This is a genomic window from Streptomyces sp. SCL15-4, assembly GCF_033366695.1.
In the GTDB taxonomy this organism is placed as follows: Bacteria; Actinomycetota; Actinomycetes; order Streptomycetales; family Streptomycetaceae; genus Streptomyces.
Genome location: NZ_JAOBTQ010000001.1, coordinates 1 through 21,179, shown reverse-complemented (window position 1 = coordinate 21,179; position 21,179 = coordinate 1). Strand labels below are relative to the sequence as shown.

At 71.3% G+C, this 21,179-nt stretch carries 15 protein-coding genes, 1 pseudogene and 2 CRISPR repeat arrays; of the genes and pseudogenes, 12 read left to right on the top strand and 4 right to left on the bottom strand.

Annotation, left to right across the window (positions count from 1 at the left end):
- Window positions 1-209: 209 nt before the first annotated feature.
- The 3 genes from SCK26_RS00080 to SCK26_RS00070 all read right to left on the bottom strand — a co-directional run bounded on the left by SCK26_RS00080 (window position 210) and on the right by SCK26_RS00070 (window position 4,471).
- On the bottom strand, window positions 210-1,409 hold the full coding sequence (locus tag SCK26_RS00080; protein ID WP_318199146.1) for a S8 family serine peptidase: 1,200 nt from the start codon (window positions 1,407-1,409) through the stop codon (window positions 210-212).
- Between the two features lie 321 nt (window positions 1,410-1,730).
- A complete protein-coding gene (locus SCK26_RS00075; RefSeq protein ID WP_318199145.1) occupies window positions 1,731-2,348 on the bottom strand; it encodes a hypothetical protein in 618 nt (205 codons plus the stop codon).
- 980 nt (window positions 2,349-3,328) lie between these two features.
- Window positions 3,329-4,471, bottom strand: coding sequence for a methyltransferase domain-containing protein (locus SCK26_RS00070; protein ID WP_318199144.1), 1,143 nt, complete (start codon window positions 4,469-4,471; stop codon window positions 3,329-3,331).
- Window positions 4,472-6,319: 1,848 nt separating this feature from the next.
- On the opposite strand from SCK26_RS00070, the gene SCK26_RS00065 reads away from it, so the two are divergent.
- Window positions 6,320-6,505, top strand: a complete 186-nt coding sequence (locus SCK26_RS00065; RefSeq protein ID WP_318199143.1) for a hypothetical protein — start codon at window positions 6,320-6,322, stop codon at window positions 6,503-6,505.
- A gap of 1,010 nt (window positions 6,506-7,515) precedes the next feature.
- Window positions 7,516-7,998, top strand: a complete 483-nt coding sequence (locus tag SCK26_RS00060; RefSeq protein ID WP_318199142.1) for a hypothetical protein — start codon at window positions 7,516-7,518, stop codon at window positions 7,996-7,998.
- A gap of 308 nt (window positions 7,999-8,306) precedes the next feature.
- Here SCK26_RS00060 and SCK26_RS00055 read toward each other — a convergent pair whose 3' ends face one another.
- The gene (locus tag SCK26_RS00055; protein WP_318199141.1) at window positions 8,307-8,618 is read right to left on the bottom strand and encodes a hypothetical protein; all 312 of its coding nucleotides are present in this window, start codon (window positions 8,616-8,618) and stop codon (window positions 8,307-8,309) included.
- Window positions 8,619-8,631: 13 nt separating this feature from the next.
- A CRISPR array of direct repeats spans window positions 8,632-10,001; the repeat unit is 29 nt; unit sequence GGGACCATCCCCGCGGGTGCGGGGAGCAG.
- Between the two features lie 220 nt (window positions 10,002-10,221).
- Between SCK26_RS00055 and cas3 the strand changes: the two genes are divergently transcribed.
- The 10 genes and pseudogenes from cas3 to SCK26_RS00005 form a co-directional block, all read left to right on the top strand.
- The gene (gene cas3 / locus SCK26_RS00050) at window positions 10,222-13,140 is read left to right on the top strand and encodes a CRISPR-associated helicase Cas3' (RefSeq protein WP_318199140.1); all 2,919 of its coding nucleotides are present in this window, start codon (window positions 10,222-10,224) and stop codon (window positions 13,138-13,140) included.
- Window positions 13,127-14,887 (top strand): type I-E CRISPR-associated protein Cse1/CasA, encoded by a 1,761-nt coding sequence (gene casA / locus SCK26_RS00045; protein ID WP_318199139.1) that lies wholly within the window; start codon window positions 13,127-13,129, stop codon window positions 14,885-14,887. The genes cas3 and casA overlap by 14 nt, the downstream gene beginning before the upstream one ends.
- Window positions 14,884-15,561 carry a type I-E CRISPR-associated protein Cse2/CasB gene (casB, locus tag SCK26_RS00040; protein WP_318199138.1) on the top strand — a complete coding sequence of 226 codons (678 nt, stop codon included), beginning with the start codon at window positions 14,884-14,886 and terminating at the stop codon, window positions 15,559-15,561. Before casA ends, casB begins: the two co-directional genes overlap by 4 nt.
- Before the next feature lie 9 nt (window positions 15,562-15,570).
- Complete coding sequence (gene cas7e / locus SCK26_RS00035) at window positions 15,571-16,773, top strand: type I-E CRISPR-associated protein Cas7/Cse4/CasC (RefSeq protein WP_318199137.1); 1,203 nt, start codon at window positions 15,571-15,573, stop codon at window positions 16,771-16,773.
- The gene (gene cas5e / locus SCK26_RS00030) at window positions 16,770-17,510 is read left to right on the top strand and encodes a type I-E CRISPR-associated protein Cas5/CasD (protein WP_318199136.1); all 741 of its coding nucleotides are present in this window, start codon (window positions 16,770-16,772) and stop codon (window positions 17,508-17,510) included. Before cas7e ends, cas5e begins: the two co-directional genes overlap by 4 nt.
- Entirely contained in the window at window positions 17,510-18,298 is a 789-nt protein-coding gene (gene cas6e / locus SCK26_RS00025) for a type I-E CRISPR-associated protein Cas6/Cse3/CasE (RefSeq protein ID WP_318199135.1), read from the top strand. The genes cas5e and cas6e overlap by 1 nt, the downstream gene beginning before the upstream one ends.
- On the top strand, window positions 18,295-19,260 hold the full coding sequence (cas1e, locus tag SCK26_RS00020; RefSeq protein ID WP_318199134.1) for a type I-E CRISPR-associated endonuclease Cas1e: 966 nt from the start codon (window positions 18,295-18,297) through the stop codon (window positions 19,258-19,260). Before cas6e ends, cas1e begins: the two co-directional genes overlap by 4 nt.
- Window positions 19,257-19,619, top strand: coding sequence for a type I-E CRISPR-associated endoribonuclease Cas2e (gene cas2e, locus SCK26_RS00015; RefSeq protein WP_318199133.1), 363 nt, complete (start codon window positions 19,257-19,259; stop codon window positions 19,617-19,619). The genes cas1e and cas2e overlap by 4 nt, the downstream gene beginning before the upstream one ends.
- A gap of 92 nt (window positions 19,620-19,711) precedes the next feature.
- A CRISPR array of direct repeats spans window positions 19,712-20,472; the repeat unit is 29 nt; unit sequence CTGCTCCCCGCGCCCGCGGGGATGGTCCC.
- A 46-nt stretch (window positions 20,473-20,518) separates the two neighbouring features.
- Window positions 20,519-20,683, top strand: a pseudogene (locus SCK26_RS00010) (DUF6207 family protein); the annotation flags it as partial.
- 167 nt (window positions 20,684-20,850) lie between these two features.
- On the top strand, window positions 20,851-21,179 hold a 329-nt coding region (locus SCK26_RS00005; RefSeq protein ID WP_318199132.1), incomplete at its 3' end, for a Ku protein.

Below are 21,179 nucleotides of genomic sequence, written 5' to 3'. Positions count from 1 at the left end.
ATGCCAGACCGGCGCCGTCACGCGACCTCTCACCGCTCACCGCGGCCGCGGGCCGTAGCCGGCACCGGTGACAGGGCCCCGCGGCCGTGGGCATGGATCTGCCTCAGATGCGAGCTGCACGCGATGGAGCACATCCCAGCGGTACTCGGAGCCTTCGCGACGCAACTCGGCCATGGTCCTTCCCTGTAGCCGTGCGTTGCGTGCCCGGGTCATCGGGGGCGGCGGCGCAGCGCGGCCCACAGTGCGCCGCCGAGGACGAGGATCGCGGCCGCGCCGATGGCGATACCCGTCAGTGGCAGACCGGAATCGTGCTGGGGGTCGGCCTTGGCGGCCGGGATGCTTTTCTTCGACGGCTTGGGGACGGGGGTGCTGCTGGGGGCCGCGGGCAGGGGGCGGACGTATGCCGGCGACGTGTTCGGGTCGGGGAGGCCGGGGCGGCCCCGGCCGAGGAACACGACCTGCCGGACACGGGCGGCACCATAGCCGAGGTATTTGCTCAGGTTGTCGACGGGCCAGTCCCGGACCGCGGTGTCCTCCAGGACGCGCCAGACCTGCGCGGCAGTCCAGTCGCGGTGCTTGGACCACACCAGCGCCGCCTGGGCCGAAACCAGGGCAGAGGCCGCCGCGGTACCGCCGCCGTGCGCGCAGTACCGGCTAAAGCTGGTGTCACACCAGCGGGGTATGTCCACTCCTGGTGCGGCGATGTCGACGTGATCACCGTACTGGGCGGTCGGGGCGACCGTGCCGGTGCGGTCGATGGCGGTCACCCCGACGACCTCGTCATACGCTGCCGGGTACTGCGGCTTGTTGCCCTCCTTCGCGTTGTCCCCGACACCGGCGAACATCAGCACGCCCTTTTTGACCGCGTACTCCAGGGCCTGATGGTCGTAGTCGCTGCCGATCACGTACTGGTTGCCGACGGTGATGTCGATGACCTGCGCGCCCGCGTCGACGGCGACCTTGATGGCGGTGGACAACGGGTAGTTCGGATCGGGGAGTTCGTCGTGACCGACCGGAGGCACCCGGACCGGGATGACCTTCACGCCGGGGGCGAGGCCCTTCAGCCCGCCGCCGCGGCCCGTGCCGGCGATGAGTTCGGCGGCCGTGGTGCCAGCGCCGGTGGTGTCGCGCGTGTCCGTGACGTCACCGCTGACCAGCCCGTCGGCGACCAAGGCGTCTTTCCCCGGCAGCACCTGCCCGCGCAGTGAGGGCGTGTCGGGGTTCACCCCCGTGCCGATGACGGCGACCTTGATGCCCTTGCCGGTACTGGCCTTCCATATGTCGTCAGCGCCCATGGCGTCGAGGTACCACTGCCGGGGCGCCGCGCCGGCCGCGTTGGCCAAGGGCGCCGGCCCGGCCGCGACAAAGAGCGCGGCGGTGGCCAGGGACGTGAAAACTGCTCGGTACATGGACCTATTGGACCACCGGGAACGGACGGTCAGTGGCGGGGGTGTCAGCGAGAACACCGATGCCCCGCGGGGCGTGCAAGGCCCAAGGCAGTCATGAACCCGCTTGGTCCCCCGTCGGTATGGCAGCCCAGGACGCCGGCACGGCACGAGCGGTCTGGGCAGAACGTCCCCCACGATGTGCACAGACCGCAGCCTGCCACTCCGCACACGCAGGGGCCAGGTCCTGCGTGTGCGGAGTGGCAGGAGCCCCGGCCCGCCTCGTGCACGACCGTCGAGCTCGGTAGCGTGCGCGAGGCGCTCCTCCACGGCGAGGGCGGGTGCTCAGCGGTACCGGTTCAGGCGGCCGAAGCGGGCCAGCAGGTCCTGCGCCGCGTCCTCGTTCAGTCCCAGGGCCGCGGCCGTCTGCTCACCGGTGGCGTCGCGGCTGACGTCCAGGGCCGGCCAGTACGCCGTCTGCACGGCGATCACCTCCAGCCGGCGTGCGGCCCGCAGGGCCGCGAGCGGTGAGGTCCTCGCCAGCTTCTCGATCTCCGACTCCACCCGCGTGAGCAGGCCGGCCAGTGGTTCCGGCACGGGGATGGCCGACCGCTCCACCTCCACGGTGTGCACGTCCCATTCCCGGGTGCACGTATCCGCGATGTCCCCGGCCGCTTCGGCCAGGCTCTGCTCACCGAACTCCTCCCACTGCAGGGTGTGGGGCGGACCGTTCCAGCCGCACGAGCACACAGCCCGCAGCGCTGCAGCCCGCGGTGCCCGCACGAAACCGTCACCCCCGTCGTAGACGCTCCACTGCGACACTTCCTCCCCGACGCCCGCAGAGGTCATCGCGATGAAGACAGGGTCCGGCACGCTGCCGTCGGCCAGCAGCACACCCACCGCACCCTCGTGCGAAGCACCGAACTCCTCCGTCGTCCACGACTCCCGCTCACCCACACCCATCAAGCCCTCCCGCACTCGCATGCCACGCCCGGGCACGCCCAGGGCAAATTGCCGGCACCGACACTGCCGCGGATGCGGCGCCCTTCACCACCGAAACCACCGAAGAGGTGAGTTGAAGCAGCGACACATCCATCTCATCGACAGACTGCTGTGACGCGCCCCGGCGCGTTCTCCTCGGCGCACCTGGCCCGCCGTCCCCGATGCTGGCCACCGCCTGTACTGGTCCGTGATGGCACCTGCCCCGCCCACACGCGCTCGCGTCGACCCCGCCTCTGGTGGTCTGGCCGGCCCCGTACCGGCCTGGTCCGGCGCGGCCTCGCCCGACCGCCGGAACCGCGCCCCAGACCACCGCGCCCGACCGCCGCCACGCCGGTGGCTGCCCGCGTCCGCGTACTGCCCGAGTCTCCGATCATGCTCGGCACTCGCTCCAAGGCGCCCGGAGGAGGAACTGCTGCCAATCCCAGCCCGCCCGGCCCGCCTCGCCCCGCCACGCGGGCCTGCGCCGCCGTATCACCGCCCGCAGGGATCGGCCACTGCCCGCCATCCACCTGTGGCCTTCCTGGTTATCGGCCGCTCCGGCCGCCGTGTCAGCGCTTCGCCCGCCCAACTCGTCCCCGAACCGGCCGCCGCCGTGCAACTCGCCGTCTGCGCGAGCGCGCTGCACCGGACTTGTCCGTCGACACCGTCCAACAGGCCCCAGCTGCCGCCCTGCTCGCCAGCCAAACGCTTGGTGGAGCACGAGGCGATGGTGCGGGTGACGATTCCGACCGCGCCAGACGGTGCCGACGTGCACCGGTCATGGAGGCGGGTCCTGACGGGCCTGGACAAGAGGCCCGGTTCGAGGCGCTGAGGGACGACAACCTCCGGTGACGACGTAGGGTGGGCGGGCGATGCCGCTGGCCCGCCGTCCAGCGGTTGGAGGGGCTCCAGGATTCCTGGAGCCCCTCCACTTATGCGGACCGTTCTGTTCCACCGCCGTGTCAGCGGGGCGGCGCGGGAATGGTCCAGGACTCCTTCGCCGGATCGTCCAGCCAGGCTCTCTGGCCGGATGCGCTGATGGTGAGTCCGAACCGCGTCACGTCCGGGGACCCGCGCTCCTTCCACCAGTCGTAGGCCTCACGGACTTCGTCCCACAGACGCCTGGATCCGGACTGCCACACGCGGGCGTGGTCCTGGCCGTCGCGGAACATCACGCAGGCCCATGAGGTGTCGGTCAGGCTGTAGAACCAGACGGGGCGGTCACGACCTCGCCGTTCTGCCACTGCCTGGCGGCAGTGAGGAACCCGCAGGCTCAGGACGAACGGAAGAGTGGTGAACTGACCTGTCAAGAAGTCTTCTTCGGCGAGGGCCACGATGGTCTGGTCGGCGTCCTCCAGCGGGCCCGCGGACAGGTAGTCCGCGGGACGGACCGCGGGACCCCGTTGCGCGCGCAGCTTCATGAACTCCACCAGTCTGGTGAAAGGCCCTGTGGCTTCCTCGCCGTTCACCAGCAGCCGGACTACGGCGTCGCCATTTGTGTAGGGCGTGCCCCAGGGAACCTGGATCACACCGCCGCGCCGGGTCTGCTCGATCCACTCCATGGGCAGTTGGCGCAGGCCGACAGTGGCCAGGATCCGGTCGTAGGGGGCGGCGTCGGCGTACCCCTTGAACCCGTCGCCGGTGATCACCTCGGGACGCAGACCCAGCTTGAGCAGGCGGTCACGCGCCGTCGCGGCCACCACGGCGTCCACGTCGATGCTCGTCACGTTCCGCTCGCCGAGCCGGTGACTGAGCAGAGCGGCCGTTTCACCGGTTCCTGTGCCCACGTCCAGTACCCGCATACCCGCGTCCACCTCCAGGTCCTGGAGCAGGGAGAAGACGGTCGAGGGCATGGACGACGAACTGGTGGACAGCTTCCCCGGACCGGGACCGAGGTGCGTGCCGTCATCCCACTGGGTGACGATGGGGACGTTGCTGTCGGCCGCCGCATACCAGGCAACCGGGTCGGCGCGCTTGTCGACGCAGGCGCTCGTACGGGTCGACAGGTCGTAAGGCCACATCAGATCCGGGAGGAAGGCGGCCCGGTCCACGGCCGAGAACGAGGGCATCCAGTCCGACGACAGCGCACCGGATTCCAGCAGCACCCGCCCCAGCTCTATGCGGCCGGGCCGGTCCGTATGCGGGGCGGCAGATGTCACTTCCTGTGCTTTCCATCCCCCTCCGGGCTGGAGCCGTCAGGGCTCGGGGGCTCTTCGGGCGGGGTCCACGGCGTGCCCGGGTGACCGTCACCGTCACCGTCCGACTGAACGCGCAGGGCAATCCTTGGGGTCATCCTTCTCCTCCTGGGTCCGGTAGGACGGAACCACTGGATTGTCGGTACTTCCGGTTGGAACAGCGAGCCACTTTCCAGTCAACGTCACCTTTCGTGTGAATGCAGTTGCTTTATGTGTCTGTCGTGTCCCCTCTGTGGGCCGTCTGCCCGTCGGTCGAAGGCCCCGTTCTTCGGCTGGTGACCGCATGGCGACGAGCGAAGGACGCCGTGAGCAGGTCGGAGTTCACCCACGTTTGCGATCGACCGCAACAGGCCGGTGCAGGGACAGTCGGAGACGGACAGCCAGATAAGTGTCGTCGAAGACACCACGCGATACGTCCTGACGTGCTGCTCGAGGACGGAGGAGCCCTCCCGGCGCTCGTTCCGGGCGTCCCGGGGGACGGTCTTCCGCCCGCCGACTGCGTCTTCGCGGCCGCCCGGGACGCTCGCCTCCGGTGCCGCTCGGCCGCCGCCCGGCTCCCGGCCCACGCACCACCTTCCCCCCGTCGCCGCACTCGCCATGGTCGTCCAGCACGACACCGGTGTTCCCCGAGCGGTCCTTCTTTCATGGTCTCGCGCGGCGCGGCCCCGGCCCCGACTCTGCTCACCCCGCCGCCGGTCACCGCGCAGTCTCGCTCTCGGCTTGACCGCCTCAGAGTCCGGCTCGGTAGGGCCGCCCCAGCCCCGGCCCGCATCGTGCTGCGCGGCCCCCGCCTCCGTCGTCCCGAACATCGACGCCGTCGCGCAGGCGAACTGCTGCTCGCCCCGGCACTCGTGTGCCCCAGCCCCGGGCGGCCGACGGGTCCGCACGGGCGCTGCGGCGAACCGGATCCAGCCGTAGATGGCCGACGCGGGTAGCGGGCGGCAGTACCTTCCTGGACGCGCGGTCCCGGCTCGCCGTGCGGGGCCGTGCGGGGCGGTGGTGTCGTACTCGGGGCCGGCGAGCTGCGCGGGACCGGGCGGGTACGAGGGCAGACCGGAACAACGGAGGTCTCGCCGGCGGGCGGTGACGCCGTGCCCCTGCCGCACGGTGGGCTTGTGGCAGGGGAGGGGCGGGCGGCCCGTCCGGGCAACGTGCGAAGGGCACGGACGGGCTCCAGTCCGAATTGTTCCTGACCGACCGCACCGACGGGCGCCGACAGGCCGGAGAACCTTCCGGTGGCCGCCGTAACGGTCCCCGCTGCCCGCTGCCGCCGTCCCGGCGTGAGACCGCGCCGCCCGGCTCGCTGCCGCGCCTTCGCGCGGGCGTACGCCTGCAGGGCACGAAAGGCTTCCCAGGTGCGCTGGCGCCAAGTCGTCTCCAAGGCGTGGCCGCGCAAAGGCCGGACGGTCGCCAACACGTCACCAAGCACGAGGCGGTCCAGCTCGGCCTCGACCCGCTCGACGAGCTCCTCCCAGGAGACAGGGCAGGACTGCGGTGACGGGGCCTGATCGGACGGCTGGGCCGGCGGCCGCGAGCCGGGAGCGCAGCCAGGCGATCTCGCGCGCCTGCTCGTCGGAGCAGGCGTGCCCGCCCCGGGGCCACCGGGCCGGCCGCCCCACGCGCGTTGCGAGCACCGCTCTGCTGGACCCGCTCGCTGCCTACGGCTCACGACTCGTGCCCCATGCCGCGGGGTCATGATCAGGCAGCCCGTATGCTGCAACCCGTCCAGCGAGCCGCCCGTTGAAGGGAAACTGTCCCGTGTTCCAGCAGACTCCCGTCTACGACCGCCTCGTCGCCGAACGCGGCGACATCCCCGTCCAGGTCCGCGGTGAAGCCGACCGGATACGCCGCACCCTGGCACAGGTAATGGGCCAAGCGTCCACTCCCCGGCCGAGTGAACCGCAGAACGTCTTCGAGCCCAAACAGCTTCCCCCCGCCCTGTGAGGATGGTGGCAACGGCGATCGCAGAGAAGCCGCGACGAGACGAAACCACCGGTCCACCTGTCTCGGAGTCGAAGCGGGTGAATAGCTTGTGGTCATAGCGGACGATGAACGAGCAACGCCCACGCCGCAACTGCCCGCCCTGTCGCCCCCTGCCCCGTCTGCCGGATTGCCGCAGCGGGCAGCACTGGAGAAGCTGGACAGGTGCCTGGACATGACGGCCGAGCACGGGGGTGCTCGCACTTCACAGGCGCGGCCCCGCGGGCGGCCGGCCTCCACGAACCCCAAAGCCGCCATTGTCGGTGCCACCGGCGCCGGCCGGTTGGCCGGGCCGACGGGGCCGTGGAGCCGCTCGCGTCCTGGCTGCGGATGTGGACGTGGTCGCCGGTTCTGCCCGCACCACTGCTGGCCGGCTTCGGTCCGCTGCTGACCGGGTGCGCCGGGGCCAGCCGACCCGCGGGCCGCCGCGCCCGCGGCCGCGCTGTCACACTGCAATCGAGCTGGAAGTGTGTGAACTGGTCGCTGTGGCCAGCCCGCTCGCGGTCGCGGCCGGTTTCACCGGCGCCCCCAAAGGCGGGCGCCGTCGGCTATGTGACCGCGCTGCAGCGCCTGGCGGCGGCCGATCCCGACGCTTGGACCACGAACGTTCCCGCGGTCCTGGCTGCCCTGGCACGCCCGGGGCCCGGCGCGTTATAGCCTCCGCCTGTGACCAACAGCCCGAGCCGGATCGAGAATCCTCGCCCCCACGAGCTACCTCACTACCAAGCGCTCCTGGACGGCACAGATTGGGCATCGCTCGCCACCCCGCGCGGGACGGGCGAATCCCTGCCGACGGCGCTGGCACGCATGCTCAGCCCTGACCCCGTCGTCAGGTCGGCCGCCACCGATGACGCGCTCAGGGAAGTAACCCACCAGAACACCATTTACGAAGCCACCGTGCCCGTGGCGCTCTACGTCGCGTCCATCCTCCACCCCCTGCCATCGAGGCAGGCGACTTCGGCCACGATGCCGGCATGCCACCGCGCCGCCCCACCCTCGTGAGACTGCTTGAGCGGCTCAGCGCCACCGCCTACGACGCCGACGACGAGTGCGTCGCCATCGGCGAACGCCACTGCGGCAAGGAGTTCCTCAACGAGTACGAGGAGATGCGCGCGTTCCGGGACCTGCGCCCGGCGATCTTCTGCGCTGTCCATCCCTTTCTCGGCCACGACAACGCGGAGGTGCGCGACGCGGCACTCGTCGCCGCGATCCCCCTCGCAGAGCACCCCATGCTCACCGCGCACCGGGCTGAGCTGGTCGGCCATGCCCGTCATCTGCTGGCCACCAGCACCGACCGCTACAACCGAGACCGCGTCCTGAACGCGATGAAGGCATGGGGCCACGACACCAGCGGTCTGAAGAACGCGGCCGACATCGCAGCCCGCGAGCGTTACACCCGTCTCAAGGCGGCACGTGATTCCCGGACAGGCGGCTACTGCGAAGACCCACCGTTCTGACTCAGGGACACCCAGCGCCCCAGGCACCCGCCGATCACCCAGCGGCGGCAACATCACACAGGCTGAGCCAGAACCGCAACTCGCAACTCGTGAACACAGCCATCGCCGCCGCGATCGGGCGTGCACCCTCCCGTCCCGCGCTGCCGCCGACCACGGCGAGCTGTACGCGCTTCTTCCTTGCAGGCCGAGGCCGGCCGCCGCGTGGCTGCCGACCCGTCATGGCGCTTGGCGACCCGGTGGGTGCCTGGCTCGAGTGGGCCCGCCGGTCCGGGCGGGGGCTGGGTGCGCTATACCGGCTGAGCGCGCGGTCAGGCCTGTACGGAGACCGTGATGAGGATGTGCCCTGAGACTCCCGTCACGGCCCGGATCGAGTCTGTGACTACCTCCGTCGTCCACGCGGCCACATCCGTGGACCACTCACGTACGTCGCACCGGAAGGCGAGCGCCCGGCGCAAGCCCTCGGCCTGCACTACGCCGGCCAGGGGACGGGCGAGCCCCGGGGTCGTCGTCTCGGCGGGCTTGAGCGGCAGAACCGTCATGTGCTGGTAAATGCGTTCGAGTGCCGCCTCGCGGATCTCGGCTGACCGGGAGGTGAGGTTCGCCGACGGCAGGGCGGACACGGCGGTCTCCAGAGGGGCTATCCCTGCGGGTGCGGGGAGCAGTTCCAGTCCATGCCGATCCTGCGTTTCGAGCAGGGGCCATCCCCGCGGATACGGGGAGCAGTGGGGACGATCCTGCCACCATGGGCAACCCCCGGGACCATCCCCGCGGGTGCGGGGAGCAGGACCCGGCGCCGCACCTGCACAGGCGTGCCCGGGGACCATCCCCGCGGGTGCGGGGAGCAGCCGTCCGAGTAGGACTTGGCGAGGTAGCCGGCGGGACCATCCCCGCGGGTGCGGGGAGCAGTCGACCCGGCCACTATCGACCCGGCTGCGATAGGGACCATCCCCGCGGGTGCGGGGAGCAGCGGACACCACCGTTCGCGCAGCTCAGGGCGCGGGGACCATCCCCGCGGGTGCGGGGAGCAGCGCCGGAACGTGTGGATGCCGACCTGCGCGATGGGACCATCCCCGCGGGTGCGGGGAGCAGGCGAAGATGGCGACCCGGCGCTGCGCCCAGCCGGGACCATCCCCGCGGGTGCGGGGAGCAGACGAGTTGGCGCCACCGTGGAGCCATGCCTCAGGGACCATCCCCGCGGGTGCGGGGAGCAGGCGGAGCTGCGCGCCGCACTCAACGTCTGGGGGGGACCATCCCCGCGGGTGCGGGGAGCAGGTCTGGGCGGTACACGGCCGTATATCCGGTGCGGGACCATCCCCGCGGGTGCGGGGAGCAGGCGCTCCGGGAAATCGGGGCGGTAACCGCCGAGGGACCATCCCCGCGGGTGTGGGGAGCAGCTGTGCTCGTTCTCGCTGAACGGCACGTTCTCGGGACCATCCCCGCGGGTGCGGGGAGCAGTGACGGCTGGTACGTCACCACTCACCGGGCTCGGGACCATCCCCGCGGGTGCGGGGAGCAGATCGTGCCGTATTCCTGGAGGCTCGGGGAGGCGGGACCATCCCCGCGGGTGCGGGGAGCAGTTCCTTGCCGTCGGCGCCCTTGTCGGCGATCAGGGACCATCCCCGCGGGTGCGGGGAGCAGTGCTGGTGTTCGCCATGGCCTTGGCCACGTTGGGGACCATCCCCGCGGGTGCGGGGAGCAGGCCCAGCGCCTCGCGGGCCTGGACGGAGTGCAGGGACCATCCCCGCGGGTGCGGGGAGCAGTTGGCGTCGAGCTTCGGAGCCCCCCAGAGGGCGGACCATCCCCGCGGGTGCGGGGAGCAGGGTGGCCATCTCGTCTCCTAGCGGGCGGTGCCGGGACCATCCCCGCGGGTGCGGGGAGCAGTGGGTGGTGCCCGCCATGGCGAAGCTGCACAGGGGACCATCCCCGCGGGTGCGGGGAGCAGCTTGGCGGCGTCGGACACCGGGTGGTCGAGGTCGGACCATCCCCGCGGGTGCGGGGAGCAGACTTGCTGACCTGCGGGTTTATTGCCGCGGGGACACGTTTTCAGTAACTATCGTGGATTCCGGCCAATGGGGCATTGGTGGCATTTGGTCTCGTAGGTGTGTTCCGTGGGCTCGGGGCAAGCGGATGATCCTACGTGACGGGGGTGGCTGTTTGCCCTGCAGATGCTCCGGTTGGCTTGTTTTGGTGTGAGGTGGTGGTCGCTGCCTGTATCTATCGCTCATGAGTGGTGTGGGGAGTGCTTGTTCCGGCCTGTTGGGCCGGCTTGGGGGGCCGGCCCGGTCGGTGTGGGCGAAGTATGACCGTGACACCGAGGGTTGGTTGCCGTTGTGGCGGCACATGGAGGATGCCGCCGCGGTGGCGAGTCTGTTGTGGGACCGGTGGCTGCCGGTAGGGGTGCGCAGGCTGGTGGCCGAGGCGCTGCCGCAGGGTGATGCGGACGCCCGTGTCCTCGCCGTGTGGCTTGCCGGTGTGCACGACATCGGCAAGGCCACCCCGGCGTTCGCCTGCCAGGTCGATCAGCTCGCCGACACGATGCGTGGCCACGGGCTGGAGATGCGCTCGGCGAAGGCGATGGGGCCGGACCGCCGGGTCGCGCCGCACGGCCTGGCCGGGCAGGTGCTGCTGGGGGAGTGGCTGGAGGAACGGCACGGGTGGGCGCCTGCCCGGACCGGGCAGTTCACGGTGGCCGTGGGCGGACATCACGGGGTGCCGCCCGAACACGCCCAGATCACCGCCCTGTACGAGCACGAGGAGCTGCTGCGTACTCCTGGTGCGAGCGGGCGCGTGTGGCGGCAGGTGCAGACCGAGCTGCTCGACGCCTGCGCCGAGCGTTTCGGTGTGGCGCAACGGTTGGTGGCATGGCGGACGGTGAAGCTGCCGCAGCCGGTGCAGGTGCTGCTCACCGCGTTGGTCATCGTCTCCGACTGGATCGCCAGCAACCCCGATCTCTTCCCGTACTTCCCCGACGGCGCGTCCCGCGGTGACCAGGAGCGTCTCGCCGCGGCCTGGCAGGGACTGGACCTGCCGGAACCCTGGAGGGCCGAGGAAACAGCCCAGAGCGCACAGGAGTTGTTCGCCTCCCGGTTTGCACTGCCGACGCAGGCGCGGATACGGCCGGTGCAGGAAGCGGCCGTGGAACTCGTCCGGGAGATGGAGGCGCCCGGGCTGATGATCGTCGAGGCGCCGATGGGGGAGGGGAAGACGGAGGCAGCGCTCGCCGTGGCCGAGATCTTCGCGGCGCGCTCGGGCGCGGGAGGCGTGTTCTTCGCCCTGCCGACCATGGCCACCGGCAACGCCATGTTCCCGCGCCTGCTGGACTGGCTGGAGCGGTTGCCGGGGGTGGCCGGTGAGCGGCGCTCGGTGCATCTGGCGCATTCCAAGGCTGCTCTGAACGAGGACTTCGCCGGCCTGATGGCCCGTGCCGGGCGGGTCGTGGCTGTCGGAGTGGACGAAGCGCCGCCTGCATCCCGGCAGCGGCACGACGAGCGGCGCCGTGCGGCTGCCGAACTCGTGGCGCATGCCTGGCTGCGTGGCCACAAGAAGGCCATGCTGGCCTCGTTCGTCGCGGGCACCGTCGACCAGTTGCTGTTCGCCGGGCTGAAGAGCAGGCACCTGGCGCTGCGGCACCTCGCCGTGGAGGGGAAGGTCATCGTCATCGACGAGGCGCACGCCTATGACACGTACATGAGCGTGTACCTGGACCGGGTGTTGTCCTGGCTGGGGGCCTACCGGGTGCCAGTGGTGGTGCTGTCCGCGACATTGCCGGCCTCCCGCAGACGCGAACTCGTTGCGGCGTACTCCGGCCGGACGGATGCCGAGCCGGAGACGGCCGCACCGGACGCGTACCCGCTGCTGACGGCAGTGGCCCCGGGCGGCACCGCGCTGTGCCGCCGCCCGCAGGCGTCGGCCCGGTCGACAGCCGTCCGCTTGGAACGCCTCGACGACGACCTGGATGTCCTCGGTGATCGGCTGGCCAGCGAGCTGGCCGACGGCGGGTGCGCCCTGGTGATCCGGAACACGGTCAGGCGGGTGCTCGAGACCGCTGGTGCGCTGCGTGACAGGTTCGGGGCCGGGAACGTGACCGTGGCCCACTCGTGCTTCGTCGACCTCGACCGGGCCGACAAGGACAGCACGCTGCTGCGCCTGTTCGGACCGCCGGAGAAGACGGACGACAGGCCCACGGGCCGACACATCGTGGTGGCCAGCCAGGTCGCCGAGCAGTCTTTGGACGTCGATTTCGACCTGCTGGTCAGCGACCTGTGCCCCGTCGACCTGCTGCTGCAACGCATGGGGCGCCTGCACCGCCACCAGCGCGGCCCAAGACAGGGGGAGCGGCCCGAACGGCTGCGGACGGCACGCTGCCTGGTGACGGGAGCCGACTGGACGGCAGAAGTGCCGACCCCGGTGCGGGGGTCGGTCGCCGTGTACGGGCAGTACACCCTGCTGCGATCGGCCGCGGTACTCCTTCCCCACCTCGACGGGGAGCCCGGGCGGCCGGTGCGGCTCCCGGCGGACATCAGCCCTCTCGTACAGAGCGCCTACGGCCAGGCACCGGTCGGCCCGGAGCACTGGCAGGACGCGCTGAAGAGGGCACGCGAACAGTTCGAGCATCACCGCGACGACCAGGCCGCGCGTGCCGCCGTGTTCCGTCTGGGGGGTGTCGGCAAACCGGGGCGTCCGCTGTTCGGCTGGGTCGCCGCCGGGGTGGGGGACACGGACGACACCCCCACCGGGCGTGCCCAGGTCCGCGACAGCCGCGACAGCCTGGAGGTCGTCGTCGTCCAGCGCCGCGGCGACGGAACTCTTGCCACCCTGCCGTGGCTCAAGCCGGACAGCAAGAAGCGGCAACGAGCTGGCCTCGCCCTGCCGCAGGACGCCACGCCGACACGGTTCGCGGCCCGTACGGCCGCGAGCTGCGCCCTGCGGCTGCCCATGCAGTTCTCCGGCGAGACCATGGACCGGGCCATCCAGGAGCTGGAGCAGCTGTACGTACGCAAGTGGCAGGGCAAGGACAGCCCGTGGCTCTCCGACCAGCTCATTCTCGCGCTCGATGAGGATTGTCAGACCCGGCTGGCAGGATTCTCGCTCCAGTACAGCCCCAGCGACGGTCTGAAGGTGACCCAGGATGCAGACGACTGAATTACCCGGTGCCGGTGCGGGCGAGGCACTGTCCTTCGACCTGACCCGCCGACCGTGGATCCCGGTGCTGCACAGCAACGGTTTTCAGCAGGAGTTATCGCTGAGTCAGGTCTTCGCCCACGCCAGTGATCTGCGACGGATCGTGGGCGACCTGGCCACGCAGGAATTCGCCCTTGTCCGCCTCCTGCTGGCCGTCGCGCACGATGCCCTGGACGGTCCGGCCGACATCGAGGAGTGGGCGGAGCTGTGGGAGGACCCCGACTGCTTCGCCCCCGTCCAGGCTTATCTGGAAGAGCACCGCGAGCGGTTCGACCTTCTGCACCCGCTCACGCCGTTCCTGCAGAGCGCCGGGCTGCGTACCGCGAAGGACGAGGTGTTCTCACTGAACCGGATCGTGGCCGACGTGCCCGCCGGGGAGCCGTTCTTCACCGCGCGGATGCCGGACGTGGAGCGGCTGTCCTTCGCCGAGGCCGCGCGCTGGGTCGTGCACGTCCACGCCTGTGACACCTCCGGCATCAAGACCGGCATGGTGGGCGACGACCGGGTCAAGGGCGGCAAGGTGTATCCGCTCGGCACCGGCTGGGCGGGCGGGCTCGGCGGCGTCTTCGTGGAGGGTGCGACGCTGCGCCAGACGCTGCTGCTCAACCTGGTGGCGGCGGACACCGAAGCACTCGACTTCTCGGACGGTGACCGGCCGGCCTGGCGCCGGGAGCCGTGCGGGCCAGGCTCGGCCGGCCGTGCCGCGAGCGGCCTGCGCGACCTGTACACCTGGCAGTCGCGCCGGGTGCGGCTGCATCACGACGCGGACGGCGTCCACGGTGTCGTCCTCGGCTACGGCGACCCGCTCGCCTGGCGGAACATGCACCGTAGTGAGCCGATGACTGCGTGGCGGCGCAGCCCCGCGCAGGAGAAGAAGCTGGGGCAGTCACCTGTGTACCTGCCCCTGGAGCACGATCCGGCCCGTTCGGCGTGGCGGGGGATCAGCGCGCTCCTGGCCGACCGGCTGGAGGAGACCGGTGGTGCCGGGGGGCCGGCGCGTCTGCGGCCGCGGATCCTGGACTGGGTCGCCCGTCTGGTGACCGAGGGCCACCTGCCCCGTCGTTTTCTGATCCGGGCCCGGGTGGCCGGGGTCGGGTACGGGACCCAGCAGTCTGTGATCGACGAGGTTGTCGACGACCGCCTGGTCATGCCGGTCGTCCTGCTCCACGAGCAGGACCCCACATACGCCCGGCAGGCCATCGCCGCGGCCGAGGACGCCGACCGGGCGGTGCGGGCCCTGGGGGACCTCGCGGCCGACCTGGCCCGGGCGACCGGGGCCGAGCAGGACGGACCGAAGACCACCGCCCGTGCCGAAGGGTTCGACGCACTGGACCACCCCTACCGCCGCTGGCTGTCCGAACTCGGCGAAGCCGAGGACCCGTTCGAGCACCGTGAGACCTGGCAGCGCCTGGTACGGCAGACGGTGGGCCGTCTCGGTGACCGTCTCATCGCCGCCGCGGGCGACGCGGCCTGGCAGGGGCGACTCCACACCGGCGACAAGGGCGGCACCTACTGGCTGAACGCGGGCCTGGCCGACGTGTGGTTCCGCGGACGCCTGGCCCGAGCGCTCGGAAACCCCGACGCCCCCGCCTCCGCGGGCCCCGGCGGGAGTACCGCCGTCCCGGGCGACGACGGTTCGCCCCGGCCGGGGCCCGCCCGTCTGCCGGAAACCGATCACGCCGCGACCGACCCGGAGGTGCCCGTATGACCCCCGCAACACCCGTACCCGCACCGGCTGCGCCCGTCGCGGTCCCGGTGCACCGGCGGGTCGCGGACCTCGCCGCCACGCACATCGGCGCCTGGCAGCAGGGATACCTCCAGGACAGGCCCCAGGCCGTCGCGGCCTTGGCCCGCCTGCGCCGTGGTGCGGGCCGTGAGGCAGGCGAGACCCCCGACCTGTGGAGCTTGATCGACACCGACCCGCTGCACACTCAGATTGAGGGGACGCGGCCGCTGGGCGAGCTGGAGCTGGTGCGCGCTGAGAACGCGCTGCACGCCGCCTGCACCCTGTGGGCGTTCCACCAGCAGTCCCGCGGCACGCCCATGCACCGCCGGCACGCCTGGGAACGGCCCGGCGGCCTGGGCGCGGCGGTGAGGCGCCTGATGCCGGCCGACGGCATCGACGAGCCCGTCCGCAAGCGTCTGGTCCGCGCGGGCACCGCCCCCGACCTCGTCACGCTCGCCCAGCGGCTGCGCGACATCGTCACCCTGCTGCGCCGCGACGACATCCCGCTCGACTACGCCCTCCTGGCCGGCCAGCTCTACCTCTGGCAGTGGCCCGAGGGGCCCGCCACCGTCCGCCGCGCGTGGGGCCGCTCCTTCCACGAGCAGCGACAGACCCAGCAGGCCTCGGACGAGAACACCACCCCGGACAGCGAATAAGGACACCTCGTGAACCGCATCTTCCTGGACGTGCACGCCCTGCAGACCGTCCCGCCCAGCAATCTCAACCGGGACGACACGGGCGCGCCCAAGACGGCCGTCTACGGTGGCGTCCCCCGCGCCCGTGTCTCCAGCCAGGCATGGAAGCGTGCCATCCGCACCTACTTCAAGGACGAGCACCTCCTGGACCCCGCCGAGCTGGGCGTGCGAACCAAGAAGGTCGTGGAACTCCTGGCCGACCGGATCACCGCCCTCGACCCGTCCGTCGGACAGGAGACCGCGCTCACGCTCGCCGACGAGATCATCAAGGCAGCGGGCATCAAGACCGAGGTCCCCAAGCGGAAAGCCGATCAGGCGAAGAAGGACGCAAACCCTGTCCCCGCCCCCGCTCCTGAGAGCAAATACCTGGTCTTCCTCAGCTCCCGGCAACTCGACGGCCTGGCCCGCCACGCCCTCGAAGGCGCAGCCGACATCACGGCCTTTCTGAAGACCAAGGAGAACAAGGCCCGGGCCAAGGAACTCGCGGACCTGCGCCACTCCGTGGACATCGCCCTGTTCGGCCGTATGGTCGCCGACGTCGCCGACATCAACGTCGACGCCGCCGTGCAGGTCGCACACGCTCTCAGCGTCCACCGGGTGGACAACGAGTCCGACTACTACACAGCCGTCGACGACGAGAACACCGACGAGGAGACCGGCGCCGGAATGATCGGCACCGTCGACTTCAACTCCGCGACCCTCTACCGCTACGCCGCGCTCGGCGTGCACCAGCTCGCCGGCAACCTCGGCCAGGGCCTGCGCGAGGACGAACCGCGCACCGAGCCGGTACGCCGCGCCGTCGAGGCGTTCGTGCATGCCTTCGTCTCCTCCCTGCCCACCGGGAAGATCAACACCTTCGGGCACCACACCCAGCCCGACGCCGTCGTCGTCAGGCTGCGTACCACGCGGCCGATCAGCTATGTCGCCGCCTTCGAGGACCCGGTCCGCAGCGACGGCGGCGGCCACCTGCGCGAGGCCGCAGACCGGCTCGCCGCCTACGCCGCCGAGGTCGAGCGTGCCTACGGCGACCCCGACACCACCCTCACCTGGGTCCTGCGCGTCGGCCCCGCCACGCACAAACTCGCCGAGCTCGGCACCGAGACCGGCAGCCAGCGCGAACTCGCCGCCGCCGTCGCCCGGGCCGTTGCCGAGCGCCTGGAGAAGCCCGCATGAGCCGCACGGGCGTCCTCGCCCTCCGCCTGGCAGGCCCCTTGCAGTCCTGGGGCGCCGCCTCCCGCTTCACCCGCCGCACCACCGAATCGGCCCCGACCAAGAGCGGCGTCGTCGGCCTGCTCGCCGCGGCCGCCGGCATCGAACGCGGCGACGACACGAGCCTGGCCCCTCTGGCGGCGCTCCGCTTCGGCGTCCGCGTCGACCAGCCCGGCACCCGCATCCGGGACTTCCACACCGCCCACCACGGCGTCACCGGCGCGTCCATGCCCCTGTCCGAACGCTTCTACCTCGCCGACGCCGTCTTCGTCGCCGCACTCGAAGGCGACCACACCCTGCTCACCACCCTGCACGACGCCCTGCGCACCCCGGCGTACCCGCCCTACCTCGGACGGCGCTCCTGCCCGCCCACCGAACCGGTCGGCCTCGGACTGTACGCCGACACCCGCCTGGAGGACGTACTGATCCGTGTGCCCTGGCAGGCCTCCGACTGGTACCAAAGGCGCCACCCCACCCCGCACACCCTGACCGTGCTGCGCGAGAGGGCACCCGGCGAGCCCGTCACAGCGGCAGACGTCCTGCGCGACCAGCCGGTCAGCTTCGACGCCGCACACCGGCGGCACACACTGCGCACCATCGTCACCACCCCCGTGCCCACCCCTGTCCCGGCCGGCGGCGGCCCGCGGGATACGCACGATCCGTTCGCCGCCCTCGATGTCCTGGAGGATGACAGCGCCTGATGTTCATCACCCGCTTCCGCGTCAACACCGCGCGGCCCGGCGCCCGCCGCCTGCTGTCCTCACCCCAGGCCATGCACGCGGCCGTCATGTCCTCCTTCCCGCACATCCTGCCCTCCGACACCCCACAGCCCGGCGCACCACGCGTCCTGTGGCGCCTGGACCAGCAAGCCCGCGCCGAGGTACTGCTCTACATCGTCAGCCCCGAGCGCCCCGACCTGACCCACCTGGTCGAGCAGGCCGGATGGCCCGCCGCCGCCGGCCCCGACAACCCCGGCTGGCAGACCCGCCCCTACGCCCCGCTCCTGGACCGGCTGACCGCCGGTGACCGCTGGGCGTTCCGCCTGACCGCGAACCCCGTGCACACCATCCGCCGCACAGAAGGCGAACCCCGCAAGATCACCGCCCACCTCACACCCATCCACCAGATGGGCTGGCTGCTCGACGAAAAACGCCAAGAACGCCTCGGCTTCCGCGTCTGCGAGAAACCGGCCGGCCGCCGGCTCCTGCCCGAAGGCACCACCCACCAACAGCGCCCCCACCCCGGCGACCGCTACGAACTGGCCATACGAGACACACGGTCCCTCGCCTTCGACAAGACCCGCAGCGCCGGCGGCCGCCGGGACAAGCCGGTCACCGTCGTCACCGTCACCTTCGAAGGACGCCTGGAGATCACCGACCCCGACGCCCTGCGCCGCACCCTCACCCAGGGCATCGGCCGGGCCCGCGCCTACGGCTGCGGCCTCCTCACCCTCGCCCCCCTCACCCCGCCCACCCCGAAGACACCATGAGCACACCCTCCCAGCGCCCCGCACTGACCCCCCGCCAGCTCACCCGCACCGACGAACGCCTCTCCTTCGTCTACCTGGAACGCTGCACGGTCCACCGCGACGCCAACGCCATCACCGCCCAGGACGCCGAAGGCACCACCCACATCCCCTCGGCGACCATCAACACCCTCCTCCTCGGCCCCGGAACACGCGTCACCCACCAGGCCATGAGCGTGCTCGGCGAGACCGGCGCGGCAGTCTGCTGGGTCGGCGAACACGGCGTGCGCTACTACGCCTCCGGCCGCGCCCTCAGCCGCTCCTCCGCCCTCATGGAGGCCCAGGCCCGGCAATGGGCCAACCCGCGCAGCCGCCTCGCCGTCGCGCGCGAGATGTACCGGCTGCGGTTCCCGGACGAGGACCCGGCCGGCCTCACCAGGAACGAATTGCTCGGCCGCGAGGGACGACGGCTCAAGGCCTGCTACCGTGCCCAGGCCGCCCGCACCGGCGTGCCCTGGCGGGGCCGCCGCTACACCCCCGGCGACTTCGCCAGCGGCGACGCCGTCAACCAGGCCATCACCGCCGCCGCCCAGTGCATGTACGGCATCGCCCATGCCGTCGTCACCTCCCTGGGATGCAGCCCGGCTCTCGGTTTCGTCCACTCCGGCCACGAACTGTCCTTCGTCCTGGACATCGCCGACCTCTACAAGACGGACATCGGCATTCCGGTCGCCTTCGACGTGGCCGCACACGGCGAGGAGGACGTCGGCTCCCGCACCCGCCGCGCGCTGCGAGACCGCATCAACGAGACATCCTTGCTGGGCCGGTGCGTCGACGACATCAAACGCCTCCTGCTACCGCAGACGGTCACAACCCCGGACCCCGGCGACGACCGGGACATCGTCACGCTCCAGAGCGACCACAACCACCAGGTCGCCTCCGGCGTCAACTACGACGGGCCTGATTACGGGGACGAACTCTGGTGACCGTCATCGTCCTCACCAACTGCCCCGCCGGACTACGCGGCTTCCTCACACGCTGGATGCTGGAAATCTCCGCCGGCGTGTTCGTGGGCAACCCCTCAGCCCGCATCCGCGACGCGCTCTGGGCTGAAATCCAGCAGTACGCGGGGCAAGGCCGCGCCCTGCTCGCCCACACCACCAACAACGAACAGGGCTTCACCTTCCGCACCCACGACCACGCCTGGCATCCAGCCGACCACGAAGGCATCACCCTGATCCGCCGCCCCGACCCGAACGCACCCCCCACCGCTCCGGCTCCCCGGAGGGGCCCGCCATCCGGCTGGAGCAGAGCCGCCAAACGCCGAAGGTTCGGGAGAGGCTGATGCACACCAGAAGCCATTTGCCCCATTTGCCGGAGTTGGAGAAAGTGCTCGGAAACCGGCCCCAGCGCCAGTAAAACCGCAGGTCATTCAGTCTGCTCCCCGCGCCCGCGGGGATGGTCCCACCCCGCCGAGCGGCACCTTCTCGCCGTCGATCTGCTCCCCGCGCCCGCGGGGATGGTCCCTCCCTGAAGAGGACGCTTTCGACGCCGCGCTGCTGCTCCCCGCGCCCGCGGGGATGGTCCCGCCACCCATTCCTCCGTCTTCGGGCCCGTGGACTGCTCCCCGCGCCCGCGGGGATGGTCCCTTGCCTTTGCAGGCCGAGGTGACCGACGCGATCTGCTCCCCGCGCCCGCGGGGATGGTCCCCCCAATCACCCACACACCGGGCAAACGCCCCACTGCTCCCCGCGCCCGCGGGGATGGTCCCGCCACTGTTGCAGGTTTTCGGCTTGATGTGGACTGCTCCCCGCGCCCGCGGGGATGGTCCCCAGGCACCCAGACCAGCAGCCGACGACCCCGACTGCTCCCCGCGCCCGCGGGGATGGTCCCGACACGGACCCGTACTTCTCGGTCAGGTGCTCCTGCTCCCCGCTCCCGCGGGGATGGCCCCTCCACGGTGCGACGCATCACGGCTGCCGTAGCCTGCTCCCCGCGCCCGCAGGGATGGTCCCGTCCCATCGGGCGCCCGGCGGGCGAGCTCGCGCTGCTCCCCGCGCCTGCGGGGATGGTCCCGCCTACAACCCGAATGAGAACAGCATCGCCCACTGCTCCCCGCGCCTGCGGGGATGGCCCCCGACCACCAGCGAGAGGAACCTGAGATGACCGCTGCTCCCCGCGCCCGCGGGGATGGCCCCGTGGTGGGCGGCGTCGGGCTGGCGGAACCCTCGCGGGGGTCGCGGCGTGGTGTTGTACGTGAACCCGATCAACGAGACGCACATCAGAGAGCCGGGGCTTGTCGTGGTCGACGTCGCGGCTGCCGATGGACGCAACCGCTGCGGCGACCTCACTGCGCCGGTAGAACGGTGGGAACCCGTGAGGAGGCCAGACCGTTCGCGGCGTACTTGGCGCGCGCCCGGAGGTCCTTCTTGCGGGCTCGTCTCCGGGGGGACAGTTCACGGATGCGGAGCGGGAGTACGCCGCGACCCCGGCCAGTGGTTGCCTGGGCGCGGGTGCGGGGCCCCTGGGTGGGTTCATAGCCTGGTGGTGCTCGGGGTGAGTGGGAGAGGTGTGCCATGCCCCGTACGATCTGGTCCGGCGCGATTACCTTCGGCCTGGTCACGGTGCCGATCAACGTGGTCGGTGCGTCGGAGGACCACAGCATCCACTTCCACCAGTACCACTTGCCCGACCAGGGCCGGGTCCGCTACCGCAAGGTGTGCGAGCTGGAGGACCGCGAGGTCCCCCAGGACGAGATCGGCAAGGGATACGAGCTGACGAAGACGCAGCTCATCCCGGTCACGGACGACGACCTCGCGAACCTGCCCCTGCCGACCGCGAAGGCGATCGAGATCGACGCGTTCGTGCCACTGGAGTCGGTCGACCCGATCCGGATCGCCGAGGG

Coding starts and splice junctions, on each gene's coding strand:
- cas6e (WP_318199135.1), top strand. CDS start 17,510: ATGTTCATCACCCGCTTCCGCGTCAACACCGCGCGGCCCGGCGCCCGC.
- casA (WP_318199139.1), top strand. CDS start 13,127: ATGCAGACGACTGAATTACCCGGTGCCGGTGCGGGCGAGGCACTGTCC.
- cas5e (WP_318199136.1), top strand. CDS start 16,770: ATGAGCCGCACGGGCGTCCTCGCCCTCCGCCTGGCAGGCCCCTTGCAG.
- cas1e (WP_318199134.1), top strand. CDS start 18,295: ATGAGCACACCCTCCCAGCGCCCCGCACTGACCCCCCGCCAGCTCACC.
- SCK26_RS00060 (WP_318199142.1), top strand. CDS start 7,516: ATGCCACCGCGCCGCCCCACCCTCGTGAGACTGCTTGAGCGGCTCAGC.
- SCK26_RS00080 (WP_318199146.1), bottom strand. CDS start 1,409: ATGTACCGAGCAGTTTTCACGTCCCTGGCCACCGCCGCGCTCTTTGTC.
- casB (WP_318199138.1), top strand. CDS start 14,884: ATGACCCCCGCAACACCCGTACCCGCACCGGCTGCGCCCGTCGCGGTC.
- SCK26_RS00075 (WP_318199145.1), bottom strand. CDS start 2,348: ATGGGTGTGGGTGAGCGGGAGTCGTGGACGACGGAGGAGTTCGGTGCT.
- cas3 (WP_318199140.1), top strand. CDS start 10,222: ATGAGTGGTGTGGGGAGTGCTTGTTCCGGCCTGTTGGGCCGGCTTGGG.